21 protein-coding genes are annotated in these 17,941 nt (G+C 72.8%); 14 read left to right on the forward strand and 7 right to left on the reverse strand.

The window, feature by feature from the left end; all coding sequences use genetic code 11:
* Window positions 1-25: 25 nt before the first annotated feature.
* From CHC05_RS32245 to CHC05_RS32275, 7 genes are read left to right on the forward strand one after another with little or no spacing between them, the layout of a single operon-like run.
* On the forward strand, window positions 26-1,168 hold the full coding sequence (locus tag CHC05_RS32245; RefSeq protein ID WP_144022873.1) for a substrate-binding domain-containing protein: 1,143 nt from the start codon (window positions 26-28) through the stop codon (window positions 1,166-1,168).
* Between the two features lie 55 nt (window positions 1,169-1,223).
* Window positions 1,224-1,991: an ATP-binding cassette domain-containing protein gene (locus tag CHC05_RS32250; RefSeq protein WP_089254416.1), complete on the forward strand. Its 768-nt coding sequence runs from the start codon at window positions 1,224-1,226 to the stop codon at window positions 1,989-1,991.
* Window positions 1,988-3,208, forward strand: a complete 1,221-nt coding sequence (locus CHC05_RS32255; RefSeq protein ID WP_089254417.1) for a sugar ABC transporter permease — start codon at window positions 1,988-1,990, stop codon at window positions 3,206-3,208. The genes CHC05_RS32250 and CHC05_RS32255 overlap by 4 nt, the downstream gene beginning before the upstream one ends.
* Window positions 3,205-5,157 (forward strand): acetoacetate--CoA ligase, encoded by a 1,953-nt coding sequence (locus tag CHC05_RS32260; RefSeq protein ID WP_089254418.1) that lies wholly within the window; start codon window positions 3,205-3,207, stop codon window positions 5,155-5,157. Before CHC05_RS32255 ends, CHC05_RS32260 begins: the two co-directional genes overlap by 4 nt.
* Entirely contained in the window at window positions 5,154-5,765 is a 612-nt protein-coding gene (locus CHC05_RS32265) for a TetR/AcrR family transcriptional regulator (RefSeq protein ID WP_089254419.1), read from the forward strand. Before CHC05_RS32260 ends, CHC05_RS32265 begins: the two co-directional genes overlap by 4 nt.
* Window positions 5,762-6,496 (forward strand): SDR family NAD(P)-dependent oxidoreductase, encoded by a 735-nt coding sequence (locus tag CHC05_RS32270; RefSeq protein ID WP_089254420.1) that lies wholly within the window; start codon window positions 5,762-5,764, stop codon window positions 6,494-6,496. Before CHC05_RS32265 ends, CHC05_RS32270 begins: the two co-directional genes overlap by 4 nt.
* Window positions 6,493-7,494: a phosphotransferase family protein gene (locus CHC05_RS32275; RefSeq protein WP_089254421.1), complete on the forward strand. Its 1,002-nt coding sequence runs from the start codon at window positions 6,493-6,495 to the stop codon at window positions 7,492-7,494. The genes CHC05_RS32270 and CHC05_RS32275 overlap by 4 nt, the downstream gene beginning before the upstream one ends.
* Here the strand turns inward: CHC05_RS32275 and CHC05_RS32280 are convergent.
* On the reverse strand, window positions 7,481-8,356 hold the full coding sequence (locus CHC05_RS32280) for a LysR family transcriptional regulator (RefSeq protein WP_089254422.1): 876 nt from the start codon (window positions 8,354-8,356) through the stop codon (window positions 7,481-7,483). The genes CHC05_RS32275 and CHC05_RS32280 overlap by 14 nt on opposite strands.
* Window positions 8,357-8,429: 73 nt before the next feature.
* Here CHC05_RS32280 and dapA point away from each other — a divergent pair, with 73 nt between their 5' ends.
* The gene (gene dapA, locus CHC05_RS32285; protein WP_089254423.1) at window positions 8,430-9,320 is read left to right on the forward strand and encodes a 4-hydroxy-tetrahydrodipicolinate synthase; all 891 of its coding nucleotides are present in this window, start codon (window positions 8,430-8,432) and stop codon (window positions 9,318-9,320) included.
* Between the two features lie 335 nt (window positions 9,321-9,655).
* Window positions 9,656-10,147, forward strand: coding sequence for a hypothetical protein (locus CHC05_RS32290; RefSeq protein ID WP_144022874.1), 492 nt, complete (start codon window positions 9,656-9,658; stop codon window positions 10,145-10,147).
* 22 nt (window positions 10,148-10,169) lie between these two features.
* On the opposite strand, the gene CHC05_RS32295 is transcribed toward CHC05_RS32290, so the two are convergent.
* Window positions 10,170-10,448, reverse strand: a complete 279-nt coding sequence (locus CHC05_RS32295) for an aldo/keto reductase (protein WP_425426875.1) — start codon at window positions 10,446-10,448, stop codon at window positions 10,170-10,172.
* 236 nt (window positions 10,449-10,684) lie between these two features.
* Between CHC05_RS32295 and CHC05_RS32300 the strand changes: the two genes are divergently transcribed.
* The 5 genes from CHC05_RS32300 (at window position 10,685) to CHC05_RS32320 (ending at window position 14,350) form a co-directional block, all read left to right on the forward strand.
* Window positions 10,685-11,188: a hypothetical protein gene (locus CHC05_RS32300; RefSeq protein ID WP_144022875.1), complete on the forward strand. Its 504-nt coding sequence runs from the start codon at window positions 10,685-10,687 to the stop codon at window positions 11,186-11,188.
* 11 nt (window positions 11,189-11,199) lie between these two features.
* Window positions 11,200-11,763, forward strand: a complete 564-nt coding sequence (locus tag CHC05_RS32305) for a papain-like cysteine protease family protein (protein WP_089254426.1) — start codon at window positions 11,200-11,202, stop codon at window positions 11,761-11,763.
* An 8-nt stretch (window positions 11,764-11,771) separates the two neighbouring features.
* Window positions 11,772-12,539 (forward strand): hypothetical protein, encoded by a 768-nt coding sequence (locus CHC05_RS32310; protein ID WP_089254427.1) that lies wholly within the window; start codon window positions 11,772-11,774, stop codon window positions 12,537-12,539.
* A 109-nt stretch (window positions 12,540-12,648) separates the two neighbouring features.
* Window positions 12,649-13,347 (forward strand): response regulator transcription factor, encoded by a 699-nt coding sequence (locus CHC05_RS32315; RefSeq protein WP_089254540.1) that lies wholly within the window; start codon window positions 12,649-12,651, stop codon window positions 13,345-13,347.
* Entirely contained in the window at window positions 13,340-14,350 is a 1,011-nt protein-coding gene (locus CHC05_RS32320; RefSeq protein WP_089254428.1) for a sensor histidine kinase, read from the forward strand. Before CHC05_RS32315 ends, CHC05_RS32320 begins: the two co-directional genes overlap by 8 nt.
* Here CHC05_RS32320 and CHC05_RS32325 read toward each other — a convergent pair.
* From CHC05_RS32325 to CHC05_RS32345, 5 genes are read right to left on the reverse strand one after another with little or no spacing between them, the layout of a single operon-like run.
* Window positions 14,331-14,750 (reverse strand): hypothetical protein, encoded by a 420-nt coding sequence (locus CHC05_RS32325; RefSeq protein WP_089254429.1) that lies wholly within the window; start codon window positions 14,748-14,750, stop codon window positions 14,331-14,333. The genes CHC05_RS32320 and CHC05_RS32325 overlap by 20 nt on opposite strands.
* Window positions 14,747-15,976 carry a molybdopterin-dependent oxidoreductase gene (locus CHC05_RS32330; protein ID WP_089254430.1) on the reverse strand — a complete coding sequence of 410 codons (1,230 nt, stop codon included), beginning with the start codon at window positions 15,974-15,976 and terminating at the stop codon, window positions 14,747-14,749. Before CHC05_RS32330 ends, CHC05_RS32325 begins: the two co-directional genes overlap by 4 nt.
* Window positions 15,949-16,584, reverse strand: coding sequence for a class I SAM-dependent methyltransferase (locus CHC05_RS32335; protein WP_245871326.1), 636 nt, complete (start codon window positions 16,582-16,584; stop codon window positions 15,949-15,951). Before CHC05_RS32335 ends, CHC05_RS32330 begins: the two co-directional genes overlap by 28 nt.
* A complete protein-coding gene (locus CHC05_RS32340; protein WP_089254432.1) occupies window positions 16,581-17,219 on the reverse strand; it encodes a TIGR04282 family arsenosugar biosynthesis glycosyltransferase in 639 nt (212 codons plus the stop codon). The genes CHC05_RS32335 and CHC05_RS32340 overlap by 4 nt, the downstream gene beginning before the upstream one ends.
* Entirely contained in the window at window positions 17,216-17,875 is a 660-nt protein-coding gene (locus tag CHC05_RS32345; RefSeq protein WP_089254433.1) for a glycosyltransferase family 2 protein, read from the reverse strand. The genes CHC05_RS32340 and CHC05_RS32345 overlap by 4 nt, the downstream gene beginning before the upstream one ends.
* Between the last annotated feature and the right edge of the window lie 66 nt (window positions 17,876-17,941).

Consider the following 17,941-nt stretch of genomic DNA (forward strand, 5'->3'; position numbering starts at 1 on the left):
CCGCGCAGCCGAAAGGAGTAACCCAGTGAAGCGTTCTCGTGGCGCCATGCTCCGGGCAGTCATCGCCGGAGCCGCCAGCGCCAGCATTCTTCTGGTCGCCGCGTGCGGCGGCAACGACGCCGGCGACGGCGGCTCGGGCTCCGGCTCGAAGCTCGTCTACTTCATGGCACCCAACACGACTCCCACCCGCTACATCCAGCAGGACGGCCCGGCGTTCGAGAAGGCGATCAAGGCGCTGGACCCGACCGTCGAGGTCAAGTTCGTCAACGCCGGCGGCGACTCCAACCAGCAGCTCGCCCAGGCCAACGCGGCGATCGCGGCCGGCGCCAAGGCGCTCGTCGTGGTCGCGGCCGACCCGAACACCAGCGCGGGCCTGCTGCAGGCCGCCGAGCAGGCCAAGGTGCCGGTCATCGGCTACGAGAACCCGCCGGTGAAGGGCACGCTGTACAGCCAGGTGATCTTCGACCCGGAGAAGGTCGGCGCGCAGCAGGCCACCTACTTCGCCGACCAGGTCACCAGCGGCAAGCTCGGCGCCAAGCCGGTCAAGGTCGCGCGCCAGTACGGCAACAAGGGCGACGTCTACACGACCCAGATGCTGGCCGGGCAGAACAAGGTGATCGACCCGCTGATCGCGAGCGGCGACATCCAGGTGGTCTGCGAGGACTACATCAAGGACTGGGCGCCGGACAACGCGACCAAGGCGACCGAGCAGTGCCTGACCAAGACGCAGAACGGTGTCGGGGCCTTCTTCGGCTTCTACGACGGCATCACGGCCGGCATCATCGCGGCGCTCAAGGCCAAGAACGTCAAGATTCCGGTGTACGGAGGACAGAACCCCGAGTTGACCGGTCTTCAATACATGCTGACCGGCGACCAGCAGGACAACGTGCTCAAGGCGTTCAAGGTCGAGGCGGAGGCCGCGGCGAAGATCGCGATCGCGGCGATCGGTGGCCAGCAGCCCCCGGCCGACCTGGTCAAGGACAAGATCGACAACGGCGCGATGCAGGTGCCGACCGCCAAGCTGGACGCCACACTGATCCACCTGCAGGACGGCAAGGACCCCGGTGACGCGGTGCAGCAGGCCGTCGACCTCGGCATGTTCACCTGGGCGCAGATCTGCACGGGACCGGCCGCCGACACGGAGACCTGCAAGACCCGCAACAAGTAATCCCCATCGCTAGCGGGCGGTCGGCCGCGACGCCGACCGCCCGGCGGAGGAAACCATGACCACTCCCCTGCTCCAGCTCACGAAGGTCTCCAAACACTTCGGCGGTGTCCGCGCCCTGCACGAGGTCGACATGGCGGTGCACGCGGGCGAGGTCGTGGCGCTCGTCGGCGACAACGGCGCCGGGAAGTCCACATTGGTCAAGATAGTGTCGGGTGTGGAGTCGCCGGACGGCGGTGAGATCCGAGTCCGTGGTGAGGCCAGGCGACTGGAGTCACCCCGGGCGGCGGCCGAGGCCGGCATCCGCACCGTCTTCCAGGACCTGTCGTTGTGCGACAACCTCGACGCCGTGCAGAACCTGTTCCTGGGCCAGGAACGCTACGGCCCCGTGTGGTCGGGCCGCCGCGTCCGGCGCCACGTCATGGAGGAGCAGGCCCAGCGGGTCCTCGAGTCGCTGTCGGTAAAGTTGCGCGCCCTCAACACCCCCGTGGTGGCGCTGTCGGGCGGCCAGCGCCAGGGCATCGCGATCGGCCGCGCGCTGATCAGCGACCCAGCCGTGGTGATCCTCGACGAGCCGACCGCGGCCCTCGGGGTGTCCCAGCGCGGCGAGGTGCTCGACCTGATCGACCGCCTGCGCGAGCAAGGCCGGGCGGTCGTCGTGATTTCCCACGACATGAAGGACGTGCGGCGGGTCGCCGACCGGATCGTGGTCCTGCGGCTCGGCACGAAGGTCGCCGAGTTCGAACGCGGCGGCTACACCCCGGCGGACCTGGTCGGCGCGATGACCGGCGCACACGAGACGAACGACGAAGGCGGAGAGCAGTGACCACCACGAAAGCCGCCACGAACGCCACCGCGCCGGAGACCGGCCCGACGGGTCCGCGCGGGATCGGCCGGGCCATCGAGACCGCCGCGCGGGGGCACCGCAGCATCCCGGTCCTCGTCGTGCTGGCGATCATCTGGGCCGTGTTCTACAGCCAGAGCTCCGCGTACCTCAGCTTCCAGAACATCACGAACCTGACCCTGCAGATCGTGACGACCGCGATCCTCGCCCTGGGCGTGGTGTTCGTCCTGATCGTCGGCGAGATCGACCTGTCGTCGGCGGTGCTGTCCGGCGTCTGCGCGGCAGTGGCGGCGGGCCTGACCGTCAACCACGGCCTGCCGCTGGTCGTCGGCATCGCGGCGGGCGTCGCCACCGGCATGGTCGTCACGTTCGTCGAGGCGCAGATCATCATGTTCGGCGTGCCGTCGCTGATCGTCACGCTGGGCGGCATGGTCATCCTCCAGGGCCTCATCCTGGTCGTGCTGCCGCCCGAGTTCACGATCAGCGTGGCGGGCACCCCGTTCGCGAAGATCGCCAGCACGGCGATCCCGGCCGGCGCGAGCTACGGGCTGGCGGCGGCGGGCACGCTCGCCTACGCGGGCTACCGCTTCTTCCAACACAGGGAGCGGGCGTCCACCGGCTCGCTGACTTCCCTGGCCACGGTCCTCGTACCCGCCGTCGTGGTCGCGGTCGTGCTCTTCGGCGGCGTCTTCACGCTCACCCAGCAACGCGGACTGCCGATGCCGCTGCTGATCCTGGCCGTCATGCTGCTGATCGCCTGGTACGCCACGACCCAGACCCGCTACGGCATCCACCTGTACGCCGTCGGCGGCGACCGTGAGGCCGCCCAGCGCGCCGGCATCCCCGTGCGCCGGATGGTCCTCTACTCGTTCCTGATCCTCGGCGCCTGCGCCGCGATCGCCGGCATGGTCGACTCGTCCCGCCAGCTCGGGGTCTCGGTCACCTCCGGCGCGGGTCCGCTGATGCTCAACGCGATCGCCGCCGCGGTCGTCGGCGGCACCAGCCTGTTCGGCGGCCGGGGCTCGATCTGGTCGGCGCTGCTCGGCGCGCTGGTCATCGGCTCGATCAGCAACGGCGTACAGCTGCTGGGCCTGTCCACCGAGGTCCAGTACTTCGCGACCGGCTCCGTCCTCATCATCGCCGTGGCCGTCGACGTGGTCCTCACCCGCGGCTCCCTGCTGCCGGGCCGGCGCGCATGACGCGGATCCAACCGGACTGGGTGCCGGACCCTTCGGTGGTCGCGCGGAGCCGGATCGTCCGGTTCGCGACCTGGCTCGACGCGCGGGGTTACGCGTCGTTCGACGACGTGACCGACTACCCGGCCCTGCACGCGTGGTCGGTGGCCCACCCCGGCGAGTTCTGGGCGGCGGTCGCGGAGTTCTTCGCGGTCGACTGGTCCACTCCCCCGAGCGGCGCACTCACCGAACGCCGGATGCCGGGCGCGGTCTGGTTCCCCGACGGCACGCTGAACTTCGGCGCGCACCTGCTGCGGGCCGGCGTGGACGACCAGGACGCCGTGATCCTGGTGTCGGAGAACGGCGACCGGACCTCGATCACCTACGCCGAGCTGCGGGCCCGGGCGTTCGCGGTCGCCGGCCGGCTGCGCGCGCTCGGCGTCGAGCCGGGCGACCGGGTCGCCGCCTACCTGCCCAACTGCGTCGAGGGTGTCGTCGCGTTCGTGGCCACCGCGTTGGTCGGCGCGGTCTGGGCGCAGACCGGCCTCGACTACGCGGCGCCCTCGGCCGCCGACCGGATGGCCCAGCTCGAGCCCCGCGTCCTGATCACGGGCTCCGGCTACCACTTCGGCGGCACGGTGCACGACCGGCGCGCCGACGCCCGTGCCCTGCGGGACCTGCTGCCCGGCCTCCGGCACACCATCACGGTCGAGACCGCCGGGCTCGCGCATCCCGTCGACGACGCCAGCACCTGGGCGGACGCCCTCGCCGCCGACCCCGACCCGACCGCCGAGGCCGTGCCGTTCGCGTACCCCCTCGGGGTGCTGTTCACCTCGGGCACGACCGGCAAGCCGAAGGGCATCGTGCACGGCCACGGCGGCGTACTCCTGGAGCAGCTCGTCTCCCCCGGCCTGCACCTGGACCTGCGCGCCGAAGACGTCTTCTTCTGGTTCACCACACCCAACTGGATGATGTGGAACGCCCAGGTCTGCGGGCTGCTGCACGGCGCGACCATCGTCCTGTACGACGGCCGGCCGCGCCCGGAGACGCTGTGGCCGCTGGTCGCCGACCTCGGCGTCACCGTGTTCGGCACGAGCCCGGGCTTCCTGGAAGCCTCCCAGCGCGCCGGCCTCGAACCAGGACCGGCGAACCTGCGGATCGTCGGCGTGACCGGATCGGTGCTGCCGGCCTCCGCCAACGTGTGGTTCCGGCACCACGTCAGCGCGAGCGTCCAACTAGGATCGATGAGTGGGGGTACGGACATCTGCGGCATCTTCGTCGCCAGCGCACCGACCACCCCGGTCTACGACGGGGAGATCAGTGCCCCCGCGCTCGGTGCGGCCGTCGAGGTCTGGAACGCTGACGGCGAGGAGGTCCCGGCCGGCACGCCGGGAGAAATGGTGATCACCGAGCCGATGCCGTCGATGCCCCTGCGGTTCTGGGCCGACCCTGACGACCGGAAGCTGCGGGACACCTACTTCGCGGACTTCCCCGGTGTGTGGCGGCACGGAGACCTGACCGTGCGCACGGAGCGTGGCACCGTCGTCATCCTCGGGCGTTCGGACGCGACCATCAACCGCCACGGGGTCCGGCTGGGCTCGGCGGAGCTCTACGACGCGATCATCGACCTGGCCGAGGTGGCGGACGCGCTGGTCGTGGGCGTGGAGGAGCCCGACGGGGGCTACTGGCTGCCGCTGTTCGTGGTCCCGCACGGCTCGCCCGATCCGGCTTCCCTGGTCGAGCTGGTGCGCCGGCGCATCACGGAGCGGGCGTCACCACGGCACGCCCCCGACGACGTGGTGATCGTCGATCGGCTGCCGCACACGCGTACGGGCAAGCGTTTGGAGGTTCCGGTCAAGCGCATCCTGCAGGGCGCCGATCCGGAGCAAGTGATCAACCGAGGCGCGGTCGACGATCCGGAGGCGCTCGACGCCCTGGTCGCCGCCGCACGCACGAAGCGGGGCAGGCGATGACGTCCGACTGGCGCGAATACGGTCCTCTGGAGTTCACGCGCATCCTCGACGCGGCGCTGGCGGCCTTCTACGAGCACGGCTACCACGGCACGACGACGCGTGACCTGGCCCGCCGGTCGGGGCTGTCGGTGCCGGGGGTCTACCACTACTACCCGTCCAAGCAGGACATCCTCGTCGACCTGATGACGGTCATCATCGACGAGCTGCTGACCCGGAGCCGCTCGGCGTTGGCCGGCGCGGCGCCCGACCCGCGGTCGCAGTTCGACGCGCTGGTCGAGTCGATGCTGCGGTTCCACATGTACCGGCGCACCGGCGCGATGGTCTCGACCGCCGAGCTGCGCAGCCTGGAGCCCGGCAACCGCGAGCGCTACGTCGCCAAGCGCGACGAACAGCAGCACATGCTCGACGAGGTGATCCTGGCCGGCGTGCGCGGCGGCGACTTCTCGACGTCGTACCCGAAGGACGCCAGCCGGGCCATCGCCTCGCTCTGCGTGGGCGTCGCGTCGTGGTACCGGCCAGACGGCAGCCTGCCCGTCGAGGCGCTCCTCGACCGCTATCTGACCATCGCGCGCTCGATCGTGGGCATCGGCGAAGGGCCGCCACGATGAGGTCCGCGGTGGTCACCGGCGCGTCCCGCGGGATCGGCCGGGGCATCGCGCTCGACCTGGCGCGGCAGGGCTGGCGGCTGACCCTGGCGGCCCGGGACCCGGCGCGCCTGGCCGCGGCGGCGGCGGAGATGACGGCTGCCGGTGCGTCCTATGTGGAGCGTGTGGACGTGGACCTGGCCGATCCGGAGGCGCCGGCCACGGTGGTCGCCGCCCACGCCGCCCACCACTCCTGCCTCGACGCGCTCGTGCTCGCGGCCGGGGTCGGTTCTGCGGCTCCGTTGCACGAGTACCCGGTCCACCGCTACGACAAGCAGTTCGCGCTCAACACGCGCGCGCCGTTCCTGTTGATGCGCGAGGCGTTGCCGCTGCTGCGCGCGGCGGCGGTGCGGCAGCCCGCGCACGGCGCGAAGGTGATCGCCCTGGCGTCGATCGGCGGCGTGTACGCCGAGCCGTCGCTGGCCGTCTACGGCGCCACGAAGGCGGCGTTGCTGGCGCTGTGCCGCGGGTTCAACGCGGAGGAGTCGGCCGCCGGTGTCACCGCGACGGCCGTCGCACCGGGCTATGTGGACACCGACATGAGCGCGTGGGTGCACGACGCGGTGCCGCCCGCGGCGATGATCCCGGTATCGGACGTGGTCACCGCGGTCGGTGCGCTGCTGTCCCTGTCGGCGCGCAGCGTGGTCAACGAGCTCGTGCTCAGCCGTGCCGGGACTTCGGGGTACTCGGCATGAGCCTCGACCTGGCGGCGTTGGGCCGGTTCCTCTCGGGTGAGGGTGTCTCGCTCGCGGGCCCACTCAGCGCTTCGCTGATCGCCGGCGGCCGGTCCAATCTGACCTATGTGGTCACCGACGGCGCCCACCGTTGGGTAGTGCGGCGCCCGCCGGTGTCGGGCCTGACCCAGTCGGCGCACGACGTGGCGCGGGAGTGGCGCGTCGTGCGGGCGTTGCAGTACAGCGCCGTGCCCGTGCCGCCGGTCGTCGCGCTCTGCGAGGACACGGAGGTGCTCGGCGCGCCGTTCGCCGTGACCGGGTTCGTGACGGGACAGGTCGTGCGTACGCGGGAGCAGCTCTCCGGCTATTCCGCCGTCGAGCTCGAGTCCTGCGTCACCGAGCTGGTCCGGGTCCTGGCGGACCTGCACTCCGTCGACGTGGACGAGGTCGGCCTGCGGGGCCTGGGCCGGCCCGACGGCTTCCTCGAACGCCAGGTCGCGCTGTGGTGGCGGCAGTGGAACGAGGTCAAGAGCCAGGACCTCCCGGACGCGGACCGGCTGCACGCGCACCTGCTCTCGGTCTTGCCTGACCGTCCCGCACACATCGGGGTGGTGCACGGGGACTACCGGATCGACAACACGCTGCTGGACGCCTCCGACATCACCAAGGTGCTCGCGGTCGTCGACTGGGAGCTCGCCACGGTCGGCGACGTGCAGACCGACGTGGCCCTGATGTGCGTCTACCGGCAGCCGGAGCTCGACCCGATCCTCGGCCTGGACGCGGCGTGGGCGAGCTCGCGCCTGCCCGACGCCGACGCGATCGCTTCCGCGTACGCCCGGCGGCGTGGGGTCGACCTGGACCATTGGCCGTTCTACCTGGCGTTGGCCAACTTCAAGCTGGCCGTCATCGCGCAGGGCATCTCCTACCGGGCGCGGCAGGGTGCGGCCGCCGACGCGACGTCGGTGCGGGCCGAGCAGGCGGTCGGCCCGCTGCTCGCGGCGGGGCTCAGAGCGCGCTGACCACCGCCCGGATCGCGGGGCTGGCGTCGGCACTGCGACGCCAGGCGACGTACACCTCGCGCTTCGGTGGTGTCCTGAGCTGGCGGGCGACGAGGCCGTCGCCGAGTGGTGGGCGGGCGAGGCGTGGGATCAGCGCGAGGACGTCGCCGCTCTCCACGAGTGTCAGCTGGGTTGCGAAGTCGTCGACGAGGTGGCGGACCTCGGGGTCCTCCGGTGCGAGCCGCCGGAACCACTGGTGGCAGACCGTGCCGGGCGGGCTGGTCACCCAGGCGTGGCCGACGAGGTCTTCTTTGGTCAGGGGCGCCTCTTGGCGCGACAGCGGATGCGTGCGGCTCATGACGACGTCGCCGATGTCGGTGTGTAGGTGGCGCTGGGTCGTCGAGGGCGGCAGCTGAGCCGGCAGCCCGTCGGCGTCGTGGACGAGGGCCAGGTCGGCGGTGCCGGCGTCGACGCCGCGCAGGGCCTGGTCGGGGTCGAGCTCGGTGACGTGGATCGTGAGGTCCGGGCAGCGGGTTCTCAGCTTCGCGATGGCCGGCGCGAGGAGGCCACGGATGGCGGTGGAGAAGGCGGCGACGCGGAGCACGCCGCTGGGCGCGCCGTCGGCGACCGACCGGGCGGCCTCGGCGCAGCGTTCGAGGGCCTGGAAGACGTCTGGCGCCGAGTCGACGAGGGCCTGGCCGGCCGGGGTGAGCACGACCCCGCGGCCGGCCTGGGCCAGGACGGGCACACCGACCTGGCGTTCGAGGCGCTTGATCTGTTGCGACACGGCCGAGGCGGTGAAGCCGAGGTCGTCGGCCGCGCGGGCCAGCGTCCCCCGGGTGGCCACGGACCTCAGCGCCCTGAGCGCGGCAACGTCGATCATGAAGCGATGCTACGCGGTTGTGCTTAAAAAGCGTCGCTGGACCTTGGGTATCGATCGGGCGAGGCTCGAACGCATGACGGATGTTCTGTTCGGTTCCAACCTCGTCGCGATGGTGACCCCGATGCGGGCGGACGGCGCGGTCTGCTCCTCGGGCGTGGCGGGGCTCGTCGACCACCTGCTGGCCACCGGCTGCGACGGTCTCGTCGTCGCCGGCACGACCGGCGAGTCGCCCACGCTGACTCCAGCGGAGTCGTCGTCGCTGGTCGGTGCGGTGGTGGCCCGGGCGGCCGGTCGGGCGCGGGTGATCGCCGGGGTCGGCACCTACGACACGGCGGCCAGCATCCGCCGGGCCCGCGCCGCCGCGGCCGCCGGCGCTGACGGGTTGCTGCTCGTGTGCCCCTACTATTCGCGGCCGACCCAGGCGGGGGTCATCGCACACTGCCTGGCGGTGGCGGATGCCACCGAGTTGCCCGTGATGCTGTACGACGTGCCGGTCCGCGCCGGCATCGCCTTCGAGCCGGCCACCCTGGTCGAGTTGGCGGGGCACCCGCGGATCCGGGCGGTCAAGGACGCGAAGGGCGACCTGGCGTCCGCGATGGCGGTGATGGCGGAGTCGTCACTGGCCTACTACTGCGGGATCGACGACCTCAACCTGCCCTATCTGGCCAGCGGCGCGACGGGCGTGGTCAGCGTCGTGGGCAACGTGGCAGGGGACCGCGTGAGTGCGCTGATCGGCGCGGTACGCGCCGGAGACCTCGAGTCGGCCCGCGCCCTGTCGCGGTCGCTGCAGCCTTTGGTGGACGCCGTCATGGGCAACGGCCAGGGCGCCGTGATGGCCAAGGCCGCGCTAGCGGACCTGGGAATCATTCCGCACGCGACGGTCCGCCAGCCGCTGCTGGAAGCCTCGCCTCCGCAGCTACACCGACTCGCGGAGGCCCTGGGCTACGTCGCCGCACCCGCCTGACCTCCAGGCGGCTCGGCGCGACATGGTCACTCGGCGCGGTCGCGCGGCGCGGTCACGCAGAGAGTGCGGCGCGGCGCGGCGGCACAGCGCGGTGGCCCAGCGCGGCGCAGCGCGGCGCAGCGCTATCGCGCAGGGCGGTCGCGCAGGGCGGTCGCGCAGGGCGGTCGCGCAGGGCGGTCGCGCAGGGCGGTCGCGCAGGGCGGTCGCGCAGGGCGGTCGCGCGGTGCCGGCGCTTCGCGCCTTGCGCCGCGCACCCCTTGCCGGGCGCCATGGCGCCGCGCCGGGCCGACGTTTTGCTCCGTTTGGCGGCGGTATGCCGGCAATAATCGGTGCCAATGGACAAAGCCGGAGCCCGCAAGGGGATGTGGGTCGCCGCGCCGTGGGTGCCCGCCGGCATCTACGGCACGGTCATCTGCGCCGCGACTCTGGCGGCGTCCGGCAACTACTCCGTCGGCCGGGTCGCCGCCACGGTGTTGGTCACGCTGCTGGTCTACTGGCTGGCCGAACGGTATGCGGAGCTGTTGGGTCTGGCCGCCCGCGGCACATCGGTGACCCGCACCGACGTGCTCCACGTGCTGACCGCCGGCTGGGCCCTGATCCAGGCCTCGATCACCCCGCTGCTCGTGCTGCTGCTGTCCCGCCTGGCCGGCGCGAGCAGCGCGGCCGCACTCGACGCGGCACTCGCGTACACCGTGGCCCTACTGGTCGTGCTCGGCTGGCTCTCCGCCCGCGGCGCCGGGCTCACCGGGTGGCCGCGCTGGGCCGCGACCGCCTTCGCGGGCGTCCTCGGGCTCGTCGTGGTCGCCCTCAAGGCGTCTCTGCATTAGGGGCATCAACGCGGCCTGCGACCTAGGCTTCGAGGCTCGCGAGCTCCTCGTCGGACAGGCGGAGCGAGCCGGCGGCCAGGTTCTCGACCAGGTGGTCCGGGTTGCCCGTGCCCGGGATGGCCAGCACGTGCGGGCCGCGGCTGAGCGTCCACGCGATGCGGACCTGGGCCGGCGTCGCGTCGTGCGCGCGGGCGACCGCGCGGACCGCGTCGGTCGAGGCGACGCCGCCGAGACCCGGCGCGCTTCTGCCGCCACCGAGGTCGGCGATAAGCGGTCGAGCCGGACGAAAGGGGTTGCGCACACGACATTGACTTCTGCCGGTCCGCACCAACCATTCATGTCTTGAAATGTGAACGTTAACACGCTACCTTTCTTGCGGGGATCGGCGACACGCGCAGCGAACGGGGGCCAGCGGGCGCGCGCGGTCGCACACAATCACGGCCGGGAAATAGCCGTTCGCAGGCGACACCGCGTATCCAGCACACGGAAGAGCGGTCATTCACCATGCGACGACTCGCGCTTGTCTGTTGTGGACTGTTGAGTTTCGTGGCGGCGTGTGCCACGGGCGGCGGCGACGGGGCCGCGCCCGGTGCGGCGCCGGGCAACACACCGGCCGACACCAATGTCGGCACGGGCTTCGTCGATGTCGCCGACCTCACGGATCCCCCGATCCCCCATCACTTCACCGCGCCACCGAAAGCGCTGGAAGGGCGGCTCGCGCTGCGCGCGAACGGCTGCGTCACCGTCGTCGTGGACGGCGTGGAGCGGATGCCGCTGTGGCCAGCAGGGAGCGAGGTCGTCCAGGAGTCGATCACCCCGAACCGCTATGCCGTCACGCTCCCGGGCGGCACCCGGCTGGTCGTCAGCGAGGCCACCGCGGACACGTTCACCGCCCGCGGCATCGTCGACGACAACCCCGATCCGTTCGAGGTCGAGGCCGGCCTACCGACAAAGATCTCCACGTTCCTGGCGTTCTGCGGCGTCACCGCAGCACCGGTCGCATTCCCCGACGCCGCCACATTCACGGTTCGGAAAACCTGACCGGAGGTTTCATGAAAAGCAGCCTTGGCACCCGCGTACTCGCGGTGTTGTCGATAACCGTCGGATTGGTGTTCACCGCGCCATCGGCCGCCAACGCGGTCGAGAAAGTCCTCAGTGTCACCGCCTATGCGCAGGAGAACTCGAACTGGTGCTGGGCGGCGTCAGCGAAAATGATTATCCGATACCAGACCGGCTCGACGATCGCCCAATGCCAGCTCGTCAAGGACGGCAAGAACTCGTCGACGTGCGGCAACGTGACGGGCACGACCGCCAACGTGATGAACGCGCTCAACAAGCGCGGCGTCAACCCCGGCACCGAGGTGGTGCTGAGCTGGGCGTACGTGGTCTCCGAGATGGACGTCAACCGCCCGGTCTACAGCCGGATCGTGTGGCGGTCCAACGGCGCCGGCCACGCCCACGTCGTGCGGGGCTACTACAACACCGGCTACTCGTACGGCCTGTCCTACATCGACCCGGCGACCGGCACCTCGACGTCGCGCGAGTGGGGCAGCTACGCGAACAACACCTCGTGGTACGCCGCCTCGGGCACCCTCATCCACCTCTACCGAAAGTGAGGACACCGATGACCGCGATGAGGTTGCTCCGCGCCGCCGGCCTGGCCGTGTCGGTCGCCGCCGGCCTGACCCTGCTCGCGTCACCGGCGCTCGCCGCTCCGAACGACGGTGCGGCGCCGGCGGCGGTCGGGGCGTGGTTCGCGCAGGACGCCCCGAAGGTCGCCGGCGACGTGCTCGGCCGCCCGGCGGCGAACCTGGCGATCGAGGCCGGCCCCGGCGGCATCCAACCCGGCAAGCCGGTCGCCGGCTACCGCGCCGGCACCCCGGTGCGGCTGCACACCTGGAACGACACCTTCGTCGCCGGCGGCGCGGGTGAGCCCGCGGTCGCGAGCGACGAGTGGGTGGCCCCGCTCTACCAGTCCGGCGTCGTGGTGGGGACGATCGCGGCGGCCGTCTCCGCGACGGGCCAGGTCTCGATGACCTACCTCGACGACGACGCCGTGGGTGGCCGGGCACTAGCGGCCGGCACCCTGTCCGGCCGGGTGGTCCAGGACCCCCGGGTCGGCGGTCTGGTCGTGGTCCGGCCCGACGGCTCGGCCCAGGGCCTGTCCAACGTCGCCGCCGGCAAGCTGCCGTCCATCCAGGGTAAGGGCGACCTGCGCAAGGCCGTCACGGCCGCACACGCTCCCGGGAACTGGCTGCCCACCGGCACCGAGACCGGCGCGGGCCCCACCCAGGAAGACACCGACACCCAGCCGCTGGCGCTGGTGCTCACCGTCATCCTGAGCGGCACGGCCCTCTGGTTCGTCCTGCGGCGGCGCCACCACCCCGGCTGACCGAGCGGCGGGGGTCCCTCAGCGCCACAGCTGGGGGACCCCCGCCGTAAGAACCTCGAAAGATGTCCGGGCCCGGGTTCCGGGCGCGGCGGTGGCTACCCTGGCCAGCGTGCAACGTGTGCTGGTGGTCGACGACGACCAGACGGTCAGCGACGTGGTGTGCCGGTATCTGGAGCACGCCGGCTACCACGTCGACCACGTCGGTGACGGGGCCGCCGCGCTGGTGGCGGTCGCTCGTGACGCGCCTCACCTCGTCGTGCTCGACCTGATGTTGCCGGAGGTCGACGGGCTCGAGGTGTGCCGGCGGCTGCGAGCGCGGCCGGACGGTGTGCCGATCATCATGCTGACGGCGCTCGGCGACGAGGCCGACCGGCTGGTCGGGCTCGCGCTCGGGGCCGACGACTACGTGACCAAGCCGTTCTCGCCGCGCGAGCTGGTGTTGCGGGTGGGTTCGGTGTTGCGCCGCGCCGGTGCGTCTGCCCAGCACCGGGCCGAGGTGCTCGCCGACGGCGACCTCGTCGTCGAGACCGGCTCGCGGGTGGCCCGGCTGGGCACCACGCCGCTGGCCCTGACGCTGCGCGAGTTCGACCTGCTCTGCCACCTCATGCGGCACCCGGCGCGGGCGTTCACCCGCGAGGAGCTGCTGGAGGAGGTCTGGGGATGGAGCTTCGGCGACCACGCGACCGTGACCGTCCACGTGCGACGGTTGCGGGAGAAGATCGAGGCCGATCCCGCCAAGCCCGCGCGGATCGTCACCGTCTGGGGCGTCGGCTACCGGTACGAGCGACAGGGGCCCGCCGATGCGTGACCTGATCCTGATGTTCGTCCTCGCCTTCGGGGCCGCGCTCGCGGTCGGGGCGCTCGGCGCGCTGGTCCTGCGGTCGGTGCGCCGGCGCTCGATCACGGTCCACCTGTGCGTGGTGGTCACCGTCGCGGTGCTCGCGGTCGCGGCCGGCGTCGTGGCGGTGGCCGAGGCGATGTTCCTCTCCGCGCACGACCTCGAGGTCGTGCTGATCACCGTCGGCGCGGCCGCCGCGGTCAGCCTGGCCGTCGGCTGGACCTTCGGACGCCGGCTCGCGGTCGCGGCCGTGTGGGCCGAGCAGGCGCGGGAGCGCGAGCGGCGGTTGGAGAAGGGCCGCCGCGACCTGGTCGCCTGGGTCTCGCACGACCTCCGCACTCCCCTCGCCGGCCTGCGCGCGATGGCCGAGGCCCTGGAAGACGGGGTGGTCGCCGACCCGGCCGGGGTCGCCGAGTACCACCGCCGGATCCGGGTCGAGTCGGACCGGATGACCCGGCTGGTGGACGACCTGTTCGAGCTGTCCCGGATCAACGCGGGCGCGCTGCGGCTGTCGCTGTCGGCGGTCCCGCTGGGCGAGGTCGTCTCCGATGCCGTGGCCAGCGCCGCGCCGCTCGCCGCCGCCCGCCGGGTGAAGCTGGTCGCCGCGCCGACCGGCTGGCCGACCGTCGCCGCCAGCGAGCCGGAGCTGTCCCGGGTCATCGCGAACCTGCTGATGAACGCCGTGCGCTACACGCCGGAGGACGGCACCGTGCTGATCGAGGCCGGCCAGGAACGCGAGTCGGCCTGGCTGTCGGTAGCCGACACCTGCGGCGGCATCCCGCCGGCCGACCTGGGCCGGTTGTTCGACGTCGCCTTCCGGGGCGAGCGGGCCCGCACCCCCTCCTCGGGCGACAGCAACGGCGGCCTGGGCCTCGCGATCGTCCACGGCCTCGTCGCGGCGCACGGCGGCAGCGTGGACGTCCGCAACACCGCCGACGGCTGCCGCTTCCTGGTCACGCTGCCGGCCGCCTAGCCGCTCTGCGCCACGACCGCCAGGCGACCACCGCCGCGACGGCCCAGACGAACGCCAGCGTGATGAGCAGTCCGCGTCCGTAGTTCAGCGGGAGGGCGGACGGGTCGTCGGGACGGCGCCCCCGGCCCAGCACGAACGGGATCGCCGTCAGCGTCAGCGCGAGGCTGACGATCGCGGCACCGACCAGGGCCGGGCGGACCCGGACCGGCACGAAGCGCCCGACGACGAAGCCGGCGGCGATCATCAGCGGCATGAACACGGCGTCGTGCGCGACGACCACCGCCGCCAGGAAGACCACCTGGCCGCCGAGCGCGGTGTCGGGATCCGTCAGGAGACCGAAGACGGCGTACGCCAGCACTCCGACCCCGGCGCCGACGAGCAGCCGGCGGGTCCACCTCACGACGCCCGCCGCACAGTGAGCCGGGCCAGCCACTTGGTCTGCAGGACGCCGGGCCGGTTCGGCGCGATGAGCCGCGCCGGGTACCCGTGGTCGAGGTGCAGCGGCTCGCCACGCAACTGCAGCGCGACCAGGGTCAACGGATCACCGGCGTGGGCCGGGTCGACCGTCGTGCTGGTGTAGAGGCCGGCGGTCTCGAGGGACTGCGCGAACACCTCGTGCCCGTCCGGGTCGGCGCCGACCAGCGCCATCAGGTCCCGCAGGCGGACGCCGGTCCACACGGCCGAGGCGCTCCAGCCCTCGACGCAGGTGATCGGCAGCGACACCGTCCGCTGCGGCAGCGCGGCCAGGTCGTCCCGGCTCAGCCGCAGCGTCCCGGCCGGGCCCGCCAGGACCAGCCGGTACGCGGGATCGACGGCCAGCGTGCGCACGTTGGCGGCGGCCGCGCTGCGGTTGACCGGCAGGTTCTGCGGACCGGTCCGCGGCCGGCGCGGCGCGAGCAGCGAGACGGGCGCCAGCGGCGCCACGGTCTGGCCGATCGTCGCGACGGTGATGACGCCGGCCGCCCCGGCGGTCGCGGCCAGCAGCCCGCGCCGGGTCAGCGTGCCCGCGCGGACGGTCTCCCGCGGGCGGCGGGTCAGCCCCGCCCGGATGATCGGGAGCTTGACGCCGATGTGGACGAGGATCGCGCCGATCGCCAGCCACGCGGTCCAGTAGTGCGCACTCGGGAAGTAGAAGTGCATCGGCCCGTACCAGAGGGCGATGTTGAGCACGCCCGTGACGAGCTGGAACAGGCCGGCGGAGACCAGCACCAGAATGCTGAGCCGTTCCAGGGCGTGGGCGACATCGCGGACCGGCGGCCACCGGAACAGGCGGGGGTAGACGGACCAGAGCTTGACTCCGAGCAGCGGGATGGTGGCGAGGCCGGTCGCGACGTGCAGGCCCTGGGTGACCCGGAACAGCTGCACCGGCCGCGAGGGCCAGTGGAACCAGCCCGGCGGGTGCTGGATGAGGTGGTCGAGCAGGCCGGTCACGAAGCAGGTGCCGAAGGCCACGGCGAGGGCAACGCCGAGCAGGCTGGTCAGCCGCGGGGAGCGCAGCCGGGACGGGAAGGCGTGCGGCCGCGTCGGTCCACGCCGCAGGGCGGCCGGCGGTGGCGGCAGCGGCGTCGTGAGCCAGTCGACGAGGCGCCGCCTGGCGGCTACGGGTGGGTCAGGCTCGCGAACCATCGGCCGCCCTCCGTCCAGATCGAGCGCGTGTGCAGCCTCGCCGCCGCGGCGACCGCGGCGATGTCGTCGGTGCCGACGTAGGCCCACCGCAGCGGCTGGCTGCGGATGTCGCCGGTGTGCAGCCGGACCTCGCCCGACCACGCGACGGAGCCAGGCGGGTCGAGCTCGACCAGCACGACTCCGGCGGGCAGCAGCAGGCGAGCACAGCGGCGCAGCAGCCGCACGGGGTCGCCACCGATGCCGATGTTGCCGTCGGCCAGGACGACCCGCCGCCAGCGACCTTCCAGCGGAAGCCGGTCGAACACGTCACGCAGCAGGGCCGGGCCGCCGCGCTGACGGGTCAGGCGCACCGCGGCCCGGCTGACGTCGACTCCGAGCACCGGGCACCCGCGCCCGGCGAGCGCCGCCGTCAGCCGGCCCGGACCGCAGCCGACGTCGAGCACCGGGCCGTCCGCGTCGCGCAGCAGCGCCTCGTCGCCGGGTATCCGGGTGCGGCACCACTCGGCCGGGTCGAGCCGGCGCCGCCGACCCCGGGCGTCCACGACGGTCAACGGCGCCGTGGCACCCGCGCCCGCGGCCCGCAGCACGGTGTCGAAGGGCGCGGTCACGCGCCGACGCCCACGGGCACGTGGGTGGCGACGGCCCGCGCGAACGCGCTGCCGGGCCGGCACGACCGGGCCACCGCGTGCGCGTCGGCGGCGGTGTCGACGTCGCGCAGCGTCGGCAACAGGCCGACCCGCAGCCCGCGCCGGCACAGGGCGGCGAGCGTCAGCGCTCCGGTGTCCGGCGTGGACATCGGCACCGCGCGCAGCACGACCGCGTCGCGTGGGTCGCGCAGCCCGAGGGCCCACCACCCACCGTCCTCGGCCGGGCCGAGCACCGCGTCGACGGTCGCCAGCTCGCGCCGGGCCGCGTCCAGCAGCTCGGCGGTCACCTGCGGGGTGTCCATCCCTATCAGGACCGTGCCGTGGCCGGCCACGGCGGAGTCGCCGAAGCCGTGCGCCAGGCGGTCGCCGAGGTCGCCGCCGCGCTGTGGCACCGCACGCCAGCCGGGCGGCGCCGGATGCCGGCCATCGAGGAGCAGCGTCAGCGGGTCGAACGCCGTGGCACCACCGGCCGCGAGCGAGTCCGCGAGCGCCGCCGCGGCGACCAGGGCCGCCTGGTCCGGCCGGCACGGCGGGCAGAGCCGGGTCTTGACCCGGCCGGGCACGGGTGCCTTGGCGACGACCACCAGTTGCGTCATCCCGCCAGCACCTTCGACATGTCGCGGACCGCGCGCGCGGTGCCCCGCACGGTGCCGGTCACCTTCGACCGGGTGCCGGCCGCGCGTGGTGCGTAGGAGACGTCCACCTCGCCGACCGTCCAGCCGGCGCGGGCCGCCTTGACCACCATCTCCAGCGGATAGCCGAAGCGGCGGTCCGTCAGGTCCAGCGCGAGCAGGTCGGCCAGCCGGGCGGCGCGCATCGGCCCGAGGTCGTGCACCGGCAGCCGGGTCGTGCGGCGTAGCCAGAACGCCAACCCCGCGTTGGCGAACCGGGCGTGGGCCGGCCAGGCCCGCGCGGTGGTCGGCCGGCGCCGGCCGAGCATCAACCGTGCGTCGCCGCGCCGGACCGGGTCGGCGACCAGCGGGAGCTCAACGGGATCGAACGAGCCGTCGGCGTCCATCACGCAGACGAGCCCGTCGGGCGGGTCGGCGGCCGACAATCCAGCGTGGACCGCTGCGCCGAAGCCTCGCTCCGGCGCGAAGACCACCAGTGCGCCGTGGGCCGCCGCGATCTCGGGAGATCCGTCGGTGGAGCCGTTGTCGACGACGATCGGCCGGTAGCCCGCGGGCATCCGGCGCAGCAGCCGCGGCAGGGCCGCCGCCTCGTCGAGGCAGGGAAGGACGACGTCGGTCATGGTCATTGAAGCTACCCACGGCACCCGGCCTGAGCTGCTGGTTCATGTATTAGGGATTTCTAACGG

The sequence above is a fragment of the Asanoa hainanensis genome (assembly GCF_900188485.1).
Classification (GTDB): domain Bacteria; phylum Actinomycetota; class Actinomycetes; order Mycobacteriales; family Micromonosporaceae; genus Asanoa; species Asanoa hainanensis.

Bases quoted from the DNA above. Each gene is read 5' to 3' on its own strand.
- CHC05_RS32275 (WP_089254421.1), top strand. From the start codon at position 6,493: ATGAGCCTCGACCTGGCGGCGTTGGGCCGGTTCCTCTCGGGTGAGGGT.
- CHC05_RS32345 (WP_089254433.1), bottom strand. From the start codon at position 17,875: ATGACCGACGTCGTCCTTCCCTGCCTCGACGAGGCGGCGGCCCTGCCG.
- CHC05_RS32330 (WP_089254430.1), bottom strand. From the start codon at position 15,976: ATGGTTCGCGAGCCTGACCCACCCGTAGCCGCCAGGCGGCGCCTCGTC.
- CHC05_RS32270 (WP_089254420.1), top strand. From the start codon at position 5,762: ATGAGGTCCGCGGTGGTCACCGGCGCGTCCCGCGGGATCGGCCGGGGC.
- CHC05_RS32290 (WP_144022874.1), top strand. From the start codon at position 9,656: ATGGACAAAGCCGGAGCCCGCAAGGGGATGTGGGTCGCCGCGCCGTGG.
- CHC05_RS32310 (WP_089254427.1), top strand. From the start codon at position 11,772: ATGACCGCGATGAGGTTGCTCCGCGCCGCCGGCCTGGCCGTGTCGGTC.
- CHC05_RS32250 (WP_089254416.1), top strand. From the start codon at position 1,224: ATGACCACTCCCCTGCTCCAGCTCACGAAGGTCTCCAAACACTTCGGC.
- CHC05_RS32280 (WP_089254422.1), bottom strand. From the start codon at position 8,356: ATGATCGACGTTGCCGCGCTCAGGGCGCTGAGGTCCGTGGCCACCCGG.
- dapA (WP_089254423.1), top strand. From the start codon at position 8,430: ATGACGGATGTTCTGTTCGGTTCCAACCTCGTCGCGATGGTGACCCCG.
- CHC05_RS32340 (WP_089254432.1), bottom strand. From the start codon at position 17,219: ATGACGCAACTGGTGGTCGTCGCCAAGGCACCCGTGCCCGGCCGGGTC.
- CHC05_RS32260 (WP_089254418.1), top strand. From the start codon at position 3,205: ATGACGCGGATCCAACCGGACTGGGTGCCGGACCCTTCGGTGGTCGCG.
- CHC05_RS32265 (WP_089254419.1), top strand. From the start codon at position 5,154: ATGACGTCCGACTGGCGCGAATACGGTCCTCTGGAGTTCACGCGCATC.
- CHC05_RS32320 (WP_089254428.1), top strand. From the start codon at position 13,340: ATGCGTGACCTGATCCTGATGTTCGTCCTCGCCTTCGGGGCCGCGCTC.
- CHC05_RS32305 (WP_089254426.1), top strand. From the start codon at position 11,200: ATGAAAAGCAGCCTTGGCACCCGCGTACTCGCGGTGTTGTCGATAACC.